At 29.9% G+C, this 17,665-nt stretch carries 18 protein-coding genes; 7 read left to right on the top strand and 11 right to left on the bottom strand.

What is annotated here, in order from left to right; all coding sequences use genetic code 11:
• Positions 1-6 precede the first annotated feature (6 nt).
• Positions 7-975: an MBL fold metallo-hydrolase gene (locus tag Q0958_RS04495; RefSeq protein WP_299120209.1), complete on the top strand. Its 969-nt coding sequence runs from the start codon at positions 7-9 to the stop codon at positions 973-975.
• 2 nt (positions 976-977) lie between these two features.
• On the opposite strand, the gene Q0958_RS04490 is transcribed toward Q0958_RS04495, so the two are convergent.
• The 4 genes from Q0958_RS04490 to Q0958_RS04475 are packed head-to-tail and all read right to left on the bottom strand — an operon-like array spanning position 978 to position 3,906.
• Positions 978-2,606, bottom strand: coding sequence for an ABC transporter substrate-binding protein (locus Q0958_RS04490; protein WP_299121744.1), 1,629 nt, complete (start codon positions 2,604-2,606; stop codon positions 978-980).
• Positions 2,569-3,039 (bottom strand): DUF4442 domain-containing protein, encoded by a 471-nt coding sequence (locus Q0958_RS04485; protein ID WP_299120205.1) that lies wholly within the window; start codon positions 3,037-3,039, stop codon positions 2,569-2,571. Before Q0958_RS04485 ends, Q0958_RS04490 begins: the two co-directional genes overlap by 38 nt.
• A 46-nt stretch (positions 3,040-3,085) precedes the next feature.
• Entirely contained in the window at positions 3,086-3,409 is a 324-nt protein-coding gene (locus Q0958_RS04480; protein ID WP_299120202.1) for an antibiotic biosynthesis monooxygenase, read from the bottom strand.
• Complete coding sequence (locus Q0958_RS04475) at positions 3,406-3,906, bottom strand: GNAT family N-acetyltransferase (RefSeq protein WP_299120199.1); 501 nt, start codon at positions 3,904-3,906, stop codon at positions 3,406-3,408. The genes Q0958_RS04480 and Q0958_RS04475 overlap by 4 nt, the downstream gene beginning before the upstream one ends.
• Positions 3,907-4,035: 129 nt before the next feature.
• On the opposite strand from Q0958_RS04475, the gene mtaB reads away from it, so the two are divergent.
• The 5 genes from mtaB (at position 4,036) to Q0958_RS04450 (ending at position 8,278) form a co-directional block, all read left to right on the top strand.
• Positions 4,036-5,370 (top strand): tRNA (N(6)-L-threonylcarbamoyladenosine(37)-C(2))-methylthiotransferase MtaB, encoded by a 1,335-nt coding sequence (gene mtaB / locus Q0958_RS04470; RefSeq protein ID WP_150899089.1) that lies wholly within the window; start codon positions 4,036-4,038, stop codon positions 5,368-5,370.
• Positions 5,371-5,724: 354 nt separating this feature from the next.
• Positions 5,725-6,462, top strand: coding sequence for a DUF6438 domain-containing protein (locus Q0958_RS04465; protein WP_299120192.1), 738 nt, complete (start codon positions 5,725-5,727; stop codon positions 6,460-6,462).
• Positions 6,462-7,127 (top strand): alpha/beta hydrolase, encoded by a 666-nt coding sequence (locus Q0958_RS04460; protein WP_299120189.1) that lies wholly within the window; start codon positions 6,462-6,464, stop codon positions 7,125-7,127. The genes Q0958_RS04465 and Q0958_RS04460 overlap by 1 nt, the downstream gene beginning before the upstream one ends.
• 33 nt (positions 7,128-7,160) lie before the next feature.
• Positions 7,161-8,063 carry a lytic transglycosylase domain-containing protein gene (locus Q0958_RS04455; protein ID WP_299120186.1) on the top strand — a complete coding sequence of 301 codons (903 nt, stop codon included), beginning with the start codon at positions 7,161-7,163 and terminating at the stop codon, positions 8,061-8,063.
• Positions 8,063-8,278, top strand: coding sequence for a hypothetical protein (locus tag Q0958_RS04450; protein WP_150899093.1), 216 nt, complete (start codon positions 8,063-8,065; stop codon positions 8,276-8,278). The genes Q0958_RS04455 and Q0958_RS04450 overlap by 1 nt, the downstream gene beginning before the upstream one ends.
• 7 nt (positions 8,279-8,285) lie before the next feature.
• On the opposite strand, the gene Q0958_RS04445 is transcribed toward Q0958_RS04450, so the two are convergent.
• The gene (locus Q0958_RS04445) at positions 8,286-8,486 is read right to left on the bottom strand and encodes a YwbE family protein (RefSeq protein ID WP_299120181.1); all 201 of its coding nucleotides are present in this window, start codon (positions 8,484-8,486) and stop codon (positions 8,286-8,288) included.
• An 87-nt stretch (positions 8,487-8,573) separates the two neighbouring features.
• Positions 8,574-8,765 carry a cold-shock protein gene (locus Q0958_RS04440; protein WP_150899095.1) on the bottom strand — a complete coding sequence of 64 codons (192 nt, stop codon included), beginning with the start codon at positions 8,763-8,765 and terminating at the stop codon, positions 8,574-8,576.
• Between the two features lie 235 nt (positions 8,766-9,000).
• Between Q0958_RS04440 and Q0958_RS04435 the strand changes: the two genes are divergently transcribed.
• Positions 9,001-9,576 (top strand): XRE family transcriptional regulator, encoded by a 576-nt coding sequence (locus Q0958_RS04435; protein ID WP_299120178.1) that lies wholly within the window; start codon positions 9,001-9,003, stop codon positions 9,574-9,576.
• Positions 9,577-9,617: 41 nt separating this feature from the next.
• Here the strand turns inward: Q0958_RS04435 and Q0958_RS04430 are convergent, their stop codons facing one another.
• The 5 genes from Q0958_RS04430 to Q0958_RS04410 form a co-directional block, all read right to left on the bottom strand.
• The gene (locus Q0958_RS04430; RefSeq protein WP_299120175.1) at positions 9,618-11,435 is read right to left on the bottom strand and encodes an alkaline phosphatase family protein; all 1,818 of its coding nucleotides are present in this window, start codon (positions 11,433-11,435) and stop codon (positions 9,618-9,620) included.
• A 151-nt stretch (positions 11,436-11,586) separates the two neighbouring features.
• A complete protein-coding gene (locus Q0958_RS04425) occupies positions 11,587-12,264 on the bottom strand; it encodes a phosphonatase-like hydrolase (RefSeq protein ID WP_299120172.1) in 678 nt (225 codons plus the stop codon).
• Positions 12,254-13,420, bottom strand: coding sequence for a TIGR03364 family FAD-dependent oxidoreductase (locus Q0958_RS04420; RefSeq protein ID WP_299120169.1), 1,167 nt, complete (start codon positions 13,418-13,420; stop codon positions 12,254-12,256). Before Q0958_RS04420 ends, Q0958_RS04425 begins: the two co-directional genes overlap by 11 nt.
• Positions 13,404-14,672 (bottom strand): DUF5690 family protein, encoded by a 1,269-nt coding sequence (locus Q0958_RS04415; RefSeq protein ID WP_299120166.1) that lies wholly within the window; start codon positions 14,670-14,672, stop codon positions 13,404-13,406. The genes Q0958_RS04420 and Q0958_RS04415 overlap by 17 nt, the downstream gene beginning before the upstream one ends.
• 79 nt (positions 14,673-14,751) lie before the next feature.
• On the bottom strand, positions 14,752-17,601 hold the full coding sequence (locus Q0958_RS04410; RefSeq protein WP_299120161.1) for a TonB-dependent receptor: 2,850 nt from the start codon (positions 17,599-17,601) through the stop codon (positions 14,752-14,754).
• Positions 17,602-17,665: the final 64 nt, after the last annotated feature.

Below are 17,665 nucleotides of genomic sequence, written 5' to 3'. Positions count from 1 at the left end.
TCTACAATGAAAATTTACCGCCTATTATTTTTACTTATTTTAATTTCATGTGCACAAAAAGACAATGCATCTACTAGAGTAAATATTAAAAATAAAAAAACTAATATTAAAAACAGCTCTATTGTTATTCTTGGAACAATTCAAGATGCTGGATCTCCGCAAATAGGATGTAACAAAAATTGTTGCAAAAGCCTTTTTAATACCCCTGATAATGATAGGCAAGTAATCTCATTAGGTCTTATAGATAAAGTTAGTAATAAAACATACTTATTTGAAGCCACTCCAGATATAGGTAGACAGATAAAAACACTTTCTTATTATAAAACAGGAGAAGAAAAAGAATTTGTGGATGCTATATTTTTAACACATGCTCATATTGGTCATTACGCAGGACTTATGTTTCTTGGTAAAGAGGCAGCAAATACTAATAATATTCCTGTATATACAATGCCTCGTATGAAAGAATACCTTACCAATAATGGCCCATGGAGTCAATTGGTTACTAGAAAAAATATTCTTCTAAAGGGAATGGAAGACAATAAAACAATTCATCTTTCTAAAGAACTAAAAGTTACTCCTTTTTTAGTACCTCACAGAGATGAATATTCCGAAACCGTTGGTTATAAAATAAGTGGTCCTAACAAAACTGCTTTATTTATTCCAGACATTGATAAGTGGAATAAATGGGAAAAAGATATTATTGAGGAAATTAAAAAGGTAGATTATGCCTTTTTAGATGCTACATTTTATAGTGGAAAAGAAATTAACAACAGAGATATTACTCAAATTCCTCACCCTTTTATCATTGAAAGTCTTGATAAATTCAAAGACTTAGATGAAACTGAAAAAAACAAGGTTATTTTTATTCATTTTAATCACACAAACCCAGTCATAAACCCTAACAGTAAAGAAGCTAAACTAGTAAAAAGTAAAGGTTTTAAAATTGGTGAAATTTACGATACTTTTGAACTTTAAACCTATTGCTTACTTACCTTTTTTAAGTTCAATAAATCTATTGGATTAATCCCCAATCCTTTTACATTTTTCTGTGAAAAACGAATCACTTCGTCATAATATAAAGGTACAATTGGAGCTTCTTTTATAATAATACTATCCATTTTTTGATATAATTGATAGCGTTTATCAATATTTACCTCTTGAATAGACTGTTCATACAACTCATCAAATTTCTCGTTTTTAAAATGCGTATAATTTGGTCCGTTTGGAGTAAAATTTTTACTATAAAACAACGAAACATAATTCTCCGCATCTGGATAATCTGCTATCCAACTTGCTCTAAAAATTGGCAACTTACCACTCGCCTTTCCTTGACGCAATGTTGAAGGTGGAATTACATCAACCTTGGTATCTAAACCTATTTTTTGCAATTCTCTTTGGATAAACTCACATAAATCTAAATAATTACTATTGGTTGTTATGGTAATTTGTGGATTATTATTTCCCCTTATTGCTTTATACTCTTCTACCAATTCCTTTGCTTTTTGTGGTTGGTATGAATATCCTTCTTGATTATTAAACGATGGCAACCCCTTAGGTATAAATCCACTTGTAGCAGGAGTTCCTATACCATTTCTCAAATAGGTAATCATTTTTTCTCTATCAAACCCATAATTAATAGCTTGTCTTATTAATTTAGACTGAGTTGGCAAACTTTTTTCTCCATTTAAATAAATTCCTAAATATTCTGTATTTAAGTAAGAACCCGTTTGCATGATTATTTTATCGGCATATTTCTCTTTCAAGGTTCCATCTGTGTTTAAAATATCATCTTTATATGAAGCATCTAAACTCTTCATAAAATCGATATTCCCTTGAATAAACTGCAAAAATTCACTCTGCTTATCTGGTAAAAAAGTAACAGCTACAGCTTCTAAATACGGTAATTGCTTTCCTTGTGTGTCTTTTTCAAAATACAACGGATTTTTTCGTAATACCAACTTGGTATTTTCCACCCATAATTTAAATTGAAATGGTCCAGTTCCTATTGGATTGGCTCTAAACCTATTTCCAAAATACTCAACAGCTTCTTTTGGCACTACCGAACAGTATTTCATTGCTAATAGACCTAAAAATGGTGGAAATGGTTGTTTTAAATTTATGGTAAAAACAGAATCGTTTTTTGCTTGAAAACTATCAACATTTTGCAATACCCAACCTCCTGGAGAAACTACATTTTTATCTAATAGTCTATTAAATGAATATTCAAAATCTTTTGCTTTTACTGTTCTCGTTGAATCCTCACCAAATAGTTGATGCTTATGAAAATATACATTATCTCTTAAGGTGAACTCGTAGTTTTTCCCATCTTCAGAAATTGTCCAACTCTTAGCAATTGCTGGTTTTACATGTAAACTATCATCCAATTCAACCAGTCCATTATACAATTGATTGACCGCCCAAATATTTCGTTGATCTTTTGCAAAAGCTGGATCTAATGATGTAATATTGGAATGTTCGTTATAACGAAAAACTTGTTGATCGCTAAACTTACTTTCTTTTTTTGAACAAGCGTAAAAAGCTAGTAAAAAGAATCCTAAAACAAGAAAGTTATTTTTTCTTTCTTTTGTTTTTATAATAGTCTTTATCGGCAATGTATATAGTTTTAGACACTTCTGCATAAACCGTTGAAGCATCTTTATTAGTTATTTTAATTTCTTTTATTAAATCTATTTCTTTTTCTTCTTTTACTCTTTCTTTTATCTCAGCTATTTCTTCTTCAGTAAAAGTAAAATCTACATACGAATTTTCTTTGGCTGGTCGCTTAAATTTTATTTCTGCTTTTTTATCCCAAACCACATACGAATCTTCTAGAATATTAATCAATTGTACCATGAATACTGGATCTGTGGCTGAAAACAAACTTCCTCCAAAAATAGAACCTACATAATTTCTGTTTTTATAACTTATAGGTATTTTTACTTGTACACTTAATAAATCATCTGATACACTTAACACTTTCCCTGTTGACCTACGATACATAGGAGAAATATTAAATCCATATTTGAATATGGTACTCATCTTAAAAAACTTTTTTAAAATTTTTGATATTGCTGCGTACATCTAATTAATCCTTATTTTCAAATCCATATTCTCGTTCTACTTTACATATTCGTAATTGATATTTTTTATACCATTTTTCTCTTCCTATTTCTCTAGCTTCTGTATGTTCAATATTGTTTTTCCACGCTGTAATAGCTTCCAAGCTTTTCCAATAAGAAACCGTTATACCTATATCTGCTCTAGCCGACTCAATTCCTAAATAACCTTCTTGTTGTTTTGCAAGAACCTCCATTCTTTCAGCCATCTCACTATAACCTTCTAAATTATTTGTTAGAATTGTTGTAAAAATCACAGCATAATAAGGTGGAGTTAACAAGTCTTCTATCATAATATCAATTCATATTTTGTTTCAGGTAAACCAATATCATCACTAACAAATTTCTCTACTTCTTTAAAATTAAATCGTTTTAAAATTTTAGCTGAAGCAATATTTTCGTCTACCACACAACCTATCAGTTTTTTCATTCCTACTGATTTGCAATAGTTAATTAAAGATTCACAAATCTCTGTAGCATAACCATTCCCCCAATATTCTTGTATAAATCGGTATCCTATTTCATCATTTCCTTCTTCATCTTTTACCAATGCAACTGTTCCTATAAACTCTTTGTCTGATCTTCGTTCAATAGTGTAAATCCAAAAATCATTTCCTTCTTCATCATACTTCTTTATCAAGTCTTTAAGTTCAATTTCGCATTCAGAAAGCGTTTTGACCTCCCCTGTAGCATATTGTAATACTAACGGATTACTTTCTAATTTAAAAAAGCCTTCTAAATCAGATAATTCTAATTTTCTAATGACTAATCTTTCGGTTTCAAAAATCATGAATAATATCGTATTTTTGCAAATTGTAAAACTGAACACATACAGTTTTAGTAACATAAACTATACGAACTTCTAAAAAATTAAAGACTTATACAAGGTTTTTATTTTTTATTAAGGATTGAGAAAAGAATGAATGCAGATAAAAGAGTAGCTTTTTACACTTTAGGTTGTAAATTAAATTTTTCGGAGACTTCTACCATTGCTAGAAACTTTGTAAATGAAGGTTTTGAACGTGTTGAATTTGAAGAAAAAGCAGATGTGTATGTAATTAATACTTGTTCGGTAACCGATAATGCCGACAAACGTTTTAAAAGTATTGTAAAATCTGCCTTAAAGAAAAACGACAATGCTTTTGTTATTGGTGTTGGATGTTATGCACAATTGAAACCTGAAGAATTAGCTGCTGTTGATGGTGTTGATTTAGTATTAGGTGCTACTGAAAAGTTTAATGTTACTAGTTATATAAATGACTTAACCAAAAACGATATTGGTGAAGTTCATTCTTGTGAAATTGAAGAAGCTGATTCTTATGTTGGTGCCTATTCTATTGGCGATCGTACTCGTGCTTTCCTAAAAGTGCAAGATGGATGCGATTATAAATGTACCTATTGTACTATTCCTTTGGCTAGAGGTATTTCTCGTTCTGATACTTTAGAAAACGTAATGAAAAACGCCAAAGAAATTTCTGAAAAAGGCATTAAAGAAATTGTTTTAACTGGTGTTAATATTGGTGATTATGGTAAAGGTGAATTTGGTAATAAAAGACACGAACACACCTTTTTAGAATTAGTTAAAGCTTTAGATACTGTTGAAGGAATTCATCGTTTACGTATTTCATCTATTGAACCAAATCTATTAAAAGATGAAACAATAGATTTTGTTGCAAACTCAGATACTTTTGTTCCTCATTTCCATATTCCTTTACAATCTGGTAGCGATACTTTGTTAAAGAGAATGAAGCGTAGGTACTTACGTAAAGTATATACTGACAGGGTTACAAAAATAAAAGAAGTAATGCCAAATGCTTGTATTGGTGTTGATGTAATTGTTGGTTTCCCAGGTGAAACTGATGAATTATTTTTAGAAACATACAACTATTTAAGCGAAATGGACATTTCTTATTTACACGTTTTCACATATTCTGAAAGGCCTAATACAGAAGCTGTTGAAATGGATGGAGTTGTTCCTAAAAATGTTCGTGCAAAACGCAGTAAAATGCTACGTGGTTTATCTGTAAAAAAACGTAGAGCTTTTTATGAAACTCAAATTGGAAATACGTTAACGGTATTATTTGAGAGCGAAAATAAAGAAGGATACATCCATGGTTTTACTGAAAACTACGTAAAAGTAAAAACTCCTTGGAACCCTGAGTTAGTGAATACTTTACATACAGTTACTCTAACAAAAATTGATGAAGATGGTATTGTCCGTTTCGATTTTGTAGAAAACAGTGTTCTTAATTAAACTTAATGAGTTTAGATAATTGGGCTTTTCTCTTTAAATGCTTTTTTTCCTTAGGAATACTTTTCTTTATTATTACTTTCTATAAAAATAGAATTGATATTATTAGAAGTATAAAACCTAAAAGTGTTAAACATTTTTTCGGTATCGAATCATACTCTAATTTCTTAGACTTTTTATGCGACGTATTTATTCGACGTAGAACTCCTATTCCAATGACTCTTATAAACTGTATCCTTTTATTCATATGGCTTCCCGTATGGCTAATTGATAAAAAGTTTGATTTATTTATTTTTAATGATAAAAAATAGTTTAATTTTAAGCTATAAATGATATTAATTGATTTTAAATAAAATTATGAGATACCTGCTATTATCTTTTTTAGTTTTTGCATTAGCTTGTAACACTCCAAAAAAGGATAACAAAAGTAACGTAGAAGAAAAAGAAAACGTTGTAAAAGAAGAAGTTAAAAAGCCTGAAATTATTAATAATGAGTTAATTCTTGTTCTAAAAGACCCTCAAAAAGTTAAGGATGCGAAAGCATTGGTAAACAATAGCGGACTTACTTGGAACAATTTAATTTTTGATCAAAAGGATTTAAAAATTGCTTTAATTACTGTTCCTAAAGATAAAGTTGACTTTTGGATACAACGTTTAGAAGAATCTGGTTCTTTCAAGTCTGTTGAAAAAAATAAAACAGTTAGCCTAAACAATATTAAAGAAGAGTATGAAAATAGATTATTATCTATGAGAAAAACTCCTTGTTTTGGCGATTGCCCTGTTTATGAACTATCTATTGACAAAAATGGTAATGTAACTTACAACGGTATTCAATATGTTAATGAAAAAGGAAAACATGAATTTAAACTTTCGAATGAGCAGTTTAATAAACTTACTAAAATGCTAAACGAGGGAGATTTTGATAGCTTTAAAGACGTATACGACAATGAGCGTATTACCGATTTACCTAGTACTTTTATTACCTATAAAGGAAAACAAATAAAAATTCGTTTGTGGAATGATATTCCAGATGCATTAATTAACGTACACGAATACATTGAAGGTATTTTACTAGATAAAAAATTCTTTAACTAATGGCAAAAACTCATGTGTATTTTGTTCCCGGTTTAGCCGCAAACATTAAAATATTTGAGTATCTTTCTTTATCAGACGAACATTTTGAGCTTCATTATTTAAGTTGGATATTACCAAAATCGCTAAATGAAACTATTGAAGAATATGCACAAAGAATGTGTGCTAATATTCAACATAAAAACCCTATATTAGTAGGAGTATCTTTTGGAGGTGTTATGGTACAAGAAATGAGTAAGCTCATTAACTGTAAAAAAGTTATTCTTATATCTAGCATAAAAACCAACAAAGAACTACCCAAACGCTTAAAAATAGCTCAATTAACAAGGGCTTATAAGCTTTTCCCTTCAAATATTATAGCGAATATTGAAAGCTATGAGCATTATTTCTTTAATGATTATTTAAAGAAAAGAGCTGAATTGTATAAGTTATACTTATCAATAAGAGATAAAGACTATTTACAATGGGCTATTTACAATGTATTACATTGGCAACAAGAAGAGCCTTTAAAAAATGTAATTCATATTCATGGAAATAAAGATGAAGTATTTCCAGTAAAACACATAGAAAATTATATTGAGGTTGAAAATGGAACTCATATTATGATTCTGAATAAAGCAAAAACTATTTCTAAAATATTAGAAAAGGAATGCTTTTTGAATGCTTAATACCAAAGTAACTTCAACAAAAAAATAAAGAGGATGAATAAATCAATACGATTCTTATCACTCACTACAGTCGTTTTTGTAGGAGTGTTATTTACGAATATCATTAGTCAATCTAATGAACCAGAAGTTAAAAATGTAGCGGAAAGCTATGAAATTAGAGCTGTTAAAGTTCCAAAATACATGGAATTGGCTGGAGAACGTGTTCCCTTAGAAAGAGCTGATATTAAAGAGCGAATGGATCGCGAGTTACTTGTTAATACTTACTGGCAATCAAACGGATTATTATTAATAAAAAGAGCTAACAAGTTTTTTCCTATTATAGAACCCTTGCTTAAAGAATATGGTTTACCTGACGATTTTAAATATTTATGTGTTGCAGAAAGTGCTTTAATTAACATTCCTTCTTCTAAAGGAGCTGCTGGATATTGGCATTTTATGCCAGCAACTGGACGTGAATATGGATTGGAAGTTAATAGAAATGTTGATGAGCGTTATAACTTAGAAAAATCGACAAGAGTTGCTGCCGAATATTTAAAAAAGGCTAAGAAAAAATTAGGTTCTTGGACACTTGCAGCAGCAGCTTACAATGCTGGAAATGGGAGAATATCGCAACGTATGAAGCAACAACAAGTAAGCGATTATTACGACTTACTTTTAAATACCGAAACTGGTAGATATGTTTTTAGAATTTTAGCTTTAAAAGAAGTGATGTCGAATCCTAAAAAATATGGTTTTGTATTTGACAAAGAAGACCTTTATACCTTCCCTGACACTTATGAAATTAAAGTAGATACTGCTATAACAAATATTGCGAGTTTTGCTAAGACTTGTGGTGTGACTTATAAAGATTTAAAGTTGGTAAATCCATGGTTAAGAGAAACAAAACTTAATAATAAAAGTCGTAAAGAATACACTCTTAAAATCCCTATTAAATAATGAAAAAAATATTACCTATTATATATATAGCTATCGGTATTTTTATTCTTGTTAACACTTTTTCTAGGTTTTCTCAAGATTTAGAAAGCTACCGAGTTATTTTAAATTTTAAAACCGAAAACAAGTATATTTTTGTACTTATTAGAATATTATTTGCCGGATGGTTTTTAATTGATGGTGTAAAAAAATTAAAACAGATTAACGAAGAAGAATAGTTTAGTTTTAATTATCGATTATATTTTTAACTCTACCTACAATTCCTGATTCTAATTGCACTTTAATTCCATGGGCATGATTTGACGATTTCGTTAATATCTTCCCTACAATTCCTGCAGTTAACTCTCCAGTTCTTTGATGATTTTTTTGAACAACCTCAACTTCTAACCCAATCTTTATGTCTTTTCTATTTCTTCCGTCTTTCATTTGATACAATTAAAATATAAAAATAAGAAAGCCTATCAACTATGATAGGCTTTTCTCATTAAAAAGTTTACTCTGGTAATCTATATATTATAATACTCTTACGTTAACAGCGTTTAATCCTTTTCTTCCTTCTTGTAACTCGAATTCTACTTCGTCGTTTTCACGGATTTCATCAATTAATCCAGAAACGTGTACAAAATGTTCTTTGTTTGTTCCTTCTTCAACGATAAATCCAAATCCTTTTGATTCGTTGAAAAATTTTACAGTACCTTTATTCATTATAAAAAATTATGTGTTGCTTGCTTAAGTGCTAACAACGTTTATTGTACTGCAAAGGTAGTGCCATTTTTTTTATTAAAGCGTAAATTATTGATTTTATTATAATTATTTTATTCACATAACTTTCTTGAAAAGATTTTGAGTTTCATTTACTTAAAACAGTATTTTTACTTTTTAAGATAAGTCCTCTAAATATTCGTAGTTTTTATTTACATTTAATTTTCAAAATTACTCTATGAATAATTTTTTAATAGGTATTGGTAAACGTATCAAAACCATCAGAAAAGAACAAAAATTAACCATTAGTGATGTAGCTTCAAACGCAGGTGTTTCTAATGGTTTGATTTCAAGAATAGAAAATGGAAGAACTATTCCTTCTTTACCTGTTTTGTTAGAATTAATTAGTGCTTTAAAAATTGATGCTAGTACTTTTTTTAGAGGGATTGAAAATTCTCAAACTGCCAACTACATTCACATTTCAAAAGACCAACAACAACTTATTGAAAAAGAAGTAGAGGCAGAAGGTTTTACCTATCATCATTTATTTAGTAAAAGTTTATCTGCTATAGGTTTTGAAGCTGTTATTTTAAACATCAAACCAAATTCTAAAAGAGAAAAGGTCGTTACTGATGCTTGGGAATTTAAATTTATTATTAGTGGTAAATGTACCTATTTAATAAATAATGAAGAAGTATTAGTTTCCGAAGGAGACTCTCTATATTTTGATGGAAGAAATCCTCATGTACCTATCAACAAATCTGATAAAGATTGTACCATGCTGGTTTTATACTTTTATTCTGAAAATAAATAGGCAGAACTCATTCGAATTCTACCTATTTTAAAATTTTATTCTTAATTGTTTAACCCTGGCCATGTACTGTTATTTACAGGCTTTGGATATCCTGAAACTGCACTATCTGTTATTTTGCTATACTTTATATACGTATTATTATCTAAAAAGAAATAACAAAATGTCGAGTTCCAATCTACAGCTGCAGTAATTTTAGTCTTATAATCTCCTAATCCTGGCCATGTACTATTATTTATTGGCTTTGGATATCCAGAATCAACCTCATCATTACTAATACTATATCTAATATAGGTTCCATCATTTAAAAAGAAGTATGCCTTACTATTATTCCAATTTAGTGCTGCTATTATTTTATTTTTATATGAGTCTAGACCTGGCCAATTTCCATTTGTAATTGTAGTTGGATACCCTGAGTCTACCGAATCTGAATTCATATCGTAACGTATATATCTACCGTCATTCAAAAAAAAGTACCCTTTATTATTATGCCATTTAAAAGCTGCGCTAATTGCTTCTTTATACGCTCCAAGTCCTGGCCATGAACTATTATTTGTTTCCTTTGGATATCCACTATCTGATTTATCCAATGTTTTATTGTAACGCACATACTTATTATCACTTCTAAAAAAATAAGCTCTGTTATTTATCATATCATTCCAATCTAACCCCGCTATAATTTTTGAATTATTTAAAGCTACTGAACCACTTTGTCCGTTTAACATTAATGTATAATTAACACTTCCATCAGAACTAATATCTGAATACAAACCTTGTGACGCTGAAACAGAACTTAAGAAAGAATTATTCTTATAAATTTCAACATTACCTGATGAATTAGAACTCCAATAAATTGTGTTTAAGTTATGCATCATAACTTTTCTAACTCCAACATTACCAATTAATGAAGTACTATTTAGTTGCCATTCTTTTTGAATTGAAATACCTAAATGGGTTAATACCGATGGTACTATAGCTGTTTGAGCTACATAACCATAAATTCCTTGATAGTCTTTATTTGGAATTGTAGGTACTGAAGAAGTAAACTCTTCATTTCCCACTTTATTCATTCCCACAAATATAGTTTTCTCTTGAGTAGTTTGTCCTCCATGGTTATATCCACCACTTCCTCTACCATGATCGGTAACCACCATAATTAACCAATCTTCATCAGTTCTTTTTTCAATTTCAGCTACAATTCTTCCAAATTGCTCATCTGCTTTCGTTATTGCTTTGTTATATGAAGTACCAAACCCCAATGAATGTCCTACTCCATCTACATCATCTAAATGAACAAAAACGAAATCTGATTCTTCATTTTTAATTGCATGAATAGCTCCTGTTACACTGTTTTCATCTCCTCCGCTCTTAGAATGATAATCGATAAAATTTAATTTATCTCTAAAAAAGTCATGAATTGGAGCCCAAGTAACTACACTTGCTGTTTTTAAATTTTGTTTAGAGTTTTTAATTAACTCAAAAACACTCTTTACTTTAGATTTGTTTGATGTACTATTATCAGCTACACCATGTTTGTTTACCCAAACTCCTGTTAAAATAGTAGTCCAACCTGGTCCACTACTTGTTTTTTGCTCTGATGCTGTATTATCAATTCCACCAGCATAAGCTTTCACAATATTTAGCTTATCTAAATTTGGTGTTGATGTTTCTGAAATTTTCTCAAACTGGATACCATCAAAACCTACAACCAAAACCTTCTTTTTTAGCGATGATTTTGATCCAACATTTTTACTTGATTTTTTTTGTTTAGAAGTTATCTCTTCCAATCCGTTTTCCTGACAACTTGTAATTGTTAGTGTAAAAGTTAAAGCCAAAAGCTTTAAAAAATAATTTGTTTTCATAAAAAAAAGTTTACTATTAGTTAATTTGTTATTTAAATATATACTATTAGTAAACTTTCAAGACCCTACTTTATGAATATTAATCTTATAATAATCTAGCTAACATTAACTTTAATTTTCATAAACAAATGTTTTACAATTATTTAAACTATCAAAAAACTTCATTAATAGCTGTTAACGAATTTAAAATATAGGTTGGTTTTTCTTCTTCTAGTTGTTCTTGAGTTTGTGCTCCAGACAATACACCTATTGTTATTCCACAGCCTGCATTTTTTCCTTCTGCTATATCTATAGCAGAGTCACCTGCCTTTAAAACTGTAGAAGCATCTGTTATATTAAACAACTCCATTGCTTTAAAAATCATATCAGGATGAGGACGTCCTTTTACTACATCGCTTGCTGTTATAAGTGCATCGTAATGTATCTTTTCATCCCATTGTAATTTTTCCAATAATAAAGTAGCTACTTCTCTATTATACCCTGTATTTAAAACTACTTTTATACCTTCTTCTCTAAGATTTAATAAAACTCTTTGTACCCCTTTTATTGGTTTTACTTCTAAATCTTTATAAGCTTTATTTAATAAGACTTTGAAATCTTCAAAAATGGTTTCTGATTCTATTAATTGATTTGGTTTACTATAGTTCAATACATCTTTTATTGCCTGATGCTTTTCCTTACCAGCTCCTAGTTTTAAAACTGTAGCTAAATCTACATCAACTCCATGTTCATTTAACGCTTTATGCAACGTTTTATAAACTACATTTTGTTCATCTACTGTTGTTCCTGCCATATCAAAAACAACCATTTGTATCTCTTTATTTATCATATACTAAATTAAATACCTTATTAATTTTTTCTTTTGAAAATCCAGCGCTACCCGTCATTCCTTTCCCTCCTATACCTGTTACTATATGTATATTATCTCCTATAGTGTGTTCAAAAATGTCTTTGGTTTTACATTGACTATAAAATCCTGCCCAACGATGCTGGATTTCATAGTTTGGTAGCTCTATAATTTTCTTTGCTTCTTGTAACATAAAACTGTCAATTTCTTCTTTTAAATCGAAACCTAAACTGTCAATATTCTTTGCATCTGCATATTCATGTGAATCACCTAATATTATAGATCCGTCTGTAGCTTGCTTAAATAATATGTGCACTCCATATTTCTTTTCAAAACTATTTGGATTTTCTTTCGATTTGATTAAATTCCATGATGAACATTCTTCAAAAGCTTCATAACGTCTAATGGTTAAACCTGTTAAAATAGATCCATTTAACCTATAATTACCTTGTGGTTTTGTTTGCATCATTTGTAATTTAGAAACAACTAAATCACTTTCATTATAAATTGAAGGATATAAGGTTTTAAAATCTGATCCGTTGCATATCAAAACTTTCAATGCTTTAAACTCTTCTCCATTTGAAGATGTTACTTGTACTTCTCCATTTATTTCTTCTGTATTTATTACTGTGGTATTATAACAAACTTGAATACCTTGTTCTCTTAAAAAAGAATGTAATTGTAAAATCATTGTTCTTGGCTCTACCGTTACTTCTTGAGGAAAAAATAAACCTGCTTTACAATAATCACTTCGCAAACCGTCATACTTATTTAAACATTGCTGTTTTGTAAATAGTTCAGATGTATAATTATTTTGCTTATTAATTTCATGAAGTTCTTCTATCAACTGAACCTCTTCTTCATTTGATGCTAGATATACCGTTCCATTTTGCCTAATAGTAATATCAAATTCTTTTTGAATTTCTTTATAAATAGCTAAACTTTCTCTTCCAAAGTTTTGCCATTTCTGATTCATCCCTGAAGGAACTACTTGCCCAAAATTGCGTACTGTAGCTCCATTCGGTTTTGCATCTTTTTCTAAAATTATTACCGATAGTCCTTTTTTTGCTGCATGATATGCGTGGAAAGTTCCTAAAACTCCACCTCCCACTACAATTAAATCATATTTGTTGTTCATAAATTAATTCTTGTATTTGTATTGGTTTTTTATATTTTCTTCTAAAAAATTGAAAACAATAAGTAGTTATTATTAGCCCTATAAATGCTAAAAAGTATAAAGCTGTTATGAAAAAGCTTAGCCAAGAAATATCGCCTTTTCCAAAGTTTTTATATAGTAAAATGAGTATACTACCCAAATAACCGAATGCATCTGCTATGTATATTAAAAAACCTACGTTTCCTTTAATTTTAAAAGTTGCTATCATTCTATCAAAGAAAATTCCATTGAATGGTACATAGCAACTATACAAACCTAATCCTGAAACCGTCATCCATACTAAGGGAGAAATTAATGACTGCTGAAATAATAAAGTCGAAATGATAATTGAAGTACAGCCAATTATCAATACATAATGATAATACATAAAAGCTTTAAAGTTTTTAGTTATGCTCCCTATAAAACCTAAAACTATTAGTACTGTTATTGCTATTGGTATTTCTGATATACTATAAATTGATGCGTCTTCATACCCTAATGCATCCCAAATTTCTCTTGCAAAATTGTCTCTAAAATCTCTAATAGATGTCAATAGCATAAAGAAGAAAACTATAAGAGTTAATGGAATTACAAACTTTCTAAACAACCTCTTTCTTTCAGTTTTATCTAATGGTTTTCTTACTGTTCTAAGCAATTTATCTTCTTTTGTTGGTTCTGGTAGTCTTTCTAATAACCAAGCAAAAAAGATTAGTGGAATAATAAAAAATCCTCCTGTTATAAAAGGCATCCAATATTCATTAAAGTGAAATGTATCTAAAACTATTTTACCTACCGATTTTACAGCGCCTGAAGACACGATAAAACTTGATGATAAAATAACTCCCAATAACTCTGTAGCTTTTCTTCCTTCTAAATAGGAAAATACTATTCCCCAAATCATTCCTAAAGGAAGTCCATTAAAAAATAAACATACTATATTATAAGGAGCAGGAACTGTAGCAAAACCTAAAAGAGCTAATTCAGCAAAAAGAATAAAGCCTATTAAAAACATCATTCTTTTTGAGCTTTTCATCTCAGCTATTATTCTAATTCCTATAAACTTAGATAGTGTATACCCTATTACTTGAGCTATTATGAGTAATATTTTAAAATCTATTCCTATGAATGATTCGTTAGCAAATGTTGCTACCGTAAATGGTTTCCTAAATGCATACATACAGAAATAAGTTCCGAATGCGGCTATGGAGGCTTGTAATAAAAATCGTAAACGCATATTTTTTTATTTTACAGAACAAGCTCTCAAGTATTTGAGAGCTTTGTTTTTGCATTTAATTCAAATCTTTACTCATAGCTTATAGACTAAACTTCACACCAATGTTTCCTTTAATACCATAGTATTCTACTTGTTTAGGACGATCCTCTGTTTTCCCATAGTGATAAATTAGAGGATTGTTTAAAATGTTATTTACATCAGTATATATAGTCCAATTTTTCCCTATTTGATACGATGCAGAAAAATCTAAAGTATTGTAAGTTCCATAGTATACATCATCTATGTCTCTTTCTCCAAACCCAATAGCATAGCTTCCTTTATGATTGAATGCTAACCTTGTATTAAAACCTCCTTTTTCAAAGAACAATTGAGCATTAAATAAAGTTCCTGCTTGGTATGGAGTAGATACTTTTCTACCACTTGGCTTTGTCATTTCGGAATCCATAAATGTTACATTTACTTGTGTTCCAAAGTATTTTAAGAAACCTGGTAAGAAATCAAAACGCTTATTTATTCCTAATTCCATACCAGCAATCCAAGCATCAGCACCGTTTGTTGGTGTACTAAATTCCACTCCAGCTTGTCCATTATAAGTTCCTTGATAAGTATCATTAAATACTGGATCTGTTATTGATTTATAGAAAAAACCTGCATTGATTACTCCTACATTTTTAAAATAATACTCTCCTAACAAATCGAAATTCCATGAAAATGTTGGATTTAAGTTTGGATTCCCTCCTTTAAATTCGTTATCGAAAGAAATAAAAGTTCCAGATGGTGAAATGTCTCCAAAATTTGGCCTTGAAAAACTTCTTGTAGCTGCAAAACGAATATTCATATCCTTTTTTGGAGAATATTTAATGTGTAACATTGGTAATACTGCCCAATAACTTTTCGTATTCATAGCTTTGGTTAAAACATTGTTTTCAACAACATACCCATCTACTTTTGTTTCTGTTTTTGTAGCTCTTAAACCTCCTAAAATAGTCCATTGTTCAGATGCTTTTAAAGTTCCCATACCATAGAATGATAAATGAGTTTCATCTACATTAAAGTTTCTACCTAAACCGCTATTAAATTGTAAGGCTGATGAATCTCCTGGTAAAACTGATAAATTAGCTTGATTTGTTATCCAAAAGTTTTTCATTCCAGCTTGAGATAGTACTGGACTAAATGTTGATTGAATATTAGACCCCATTTCTTTTAAGAAATCTCCCTTCCCTGGTTGATTCATTAAATACTGTGAATAATCTGATAAAACTGGTGTAGCTCCTGTTCCTGACCATCCATAATACAAATCTTCAAATGTTGCTCTACGATCTTTATCTCTAAACTTTGTTCCTACTTTAATTTTAAAATTATCGTTTATAGTATGTTCATAATTTAATGCAGCTACTATATTATCTCGCTCTTTAATTGAAATTTTATATAACTCTAAATCAGAAAAAGACATTTGTGTTGCATCCATTTTAAAATTTGGGTCACTAAAGAAACCAAATAAGGCGTCTGTATCATTATAGTCTAACAAACCTCCATCTGCTTTCCAATATGCTCTATCATCTCCTGCTCCTCCATTGGCTGTTGGTCTATTATCTAAGTATGTTGGTTTTATACCAATACCATCTTGTTTAAACTTAACTACATAATAACTTTTATCTTTTGCTGTAGGAATGTTTCCATATCTAAATTCATTTGAATAAGAAGCAATACTCCAATCAAGCTTACCGTTTATTAATGAATGCTTTCCTCCAAGCTCTCCACCAAACATTTCTGTAATAAGTTCGTTATAAATATTTTGTAATTCTACTCTAGCTGTATTGGTACCTGAATCGAATTTATCAAAACGAACTCTGTGTTTGTAATGTGTTTCTGTATCTGATAACGTACCATAAACTCCTCTGAAGTACATTTTATAATCTGGTGTAAAATTATACTCCATAGCTCCATTTAAACCTGTTGTTATTCTTACACCATTATAATCTCTTAACTCCATTCTAAACACTCCTTCATCTCCTTTTCTACGAGCTTCAAAATTATCTGTTCCCCAGTTTCTATTCCAATAGGATCCATTGATAATAAAACCAAACTTTCCATCCTTACTTTTATTACCATAAGTTAACGACGCGTTATAAATTGGCTTACCTGATTTATCGTTATAACCTCCTCCAATGTTTATACTTAAAATTTGTTTCGTAGGAGCTGTTTGCGTTATAAAATTTACTCCTCCTCCAATTCCATCAGCTTCCATATCGGGAGTAAATGCTTTTGCAGCTTGTACATACGATATTAATTCTGAAGGAAAAAAATCGAATGCTGTAGCTCTTGAAGTAGTTTCTTCTTCAGCAGTTGGAATTCTATTTCCGTTAATAGTGGTAGATGTCCAAAATGGTGGCAATCCTCTTACCGATACAAAACGCCCTTCTCCTTGGTCTCTTTCTATAGATAATCCTTGAATACGTTGAACAGTTTCTGCAGCATTACGATCTGGTAATTTACCTATACCATCAGCTGCAATAACATTCATAATACTCATCGATTTCTTTTGAATACTTAATGCTTTAGCTTCGCTATTTCTTCGTGTACCACCGCTAATAATTACTTCATCTAATTCTTGTGAAGAAGAAATTAATGTTACAACTCCTATATTTTTTTGAGCTCCTTCCTCTAAGGATACTTTTACTTTTTTTGCTTGAAAACCTATATATGATATTTCTAATTCGATTTCTCCAATACCGACTTTACTCAAGACAAAGTTTCCATCAATATCTGTATTTACCCCTTTTGTAGTTCCTACAACTACAACACTAGCTCCTGGAAGTGGATAACTTCCATCGCTAACTACCCCAGTAATGGTAGATTTTTGTGCTAAAACAGCAGTACTTATAAAAAGAACAAGTATTGTACTTAATAAAAGTTTTAAATAATTCATTTCGTTTAGTTTTACAATAGTTAAATTTAATCACTACAAATCACTATATAATTTTACTATTTGT

Origin of the sequence: uncultured Tenacibaculum sp., from assembly GCF_947499065.1 — a bacterium.
Classification (GTDB): domain Bacteria; phylum Bacteroidota; class Bacteroidia; order Flavobacteriales; family Flavobacteriaceae; genus Polaribacter.
Note: the sequence above shows the minus strand (reverse complement) of the source record. Positions and strands in the feature narration are given on the sequence as shown.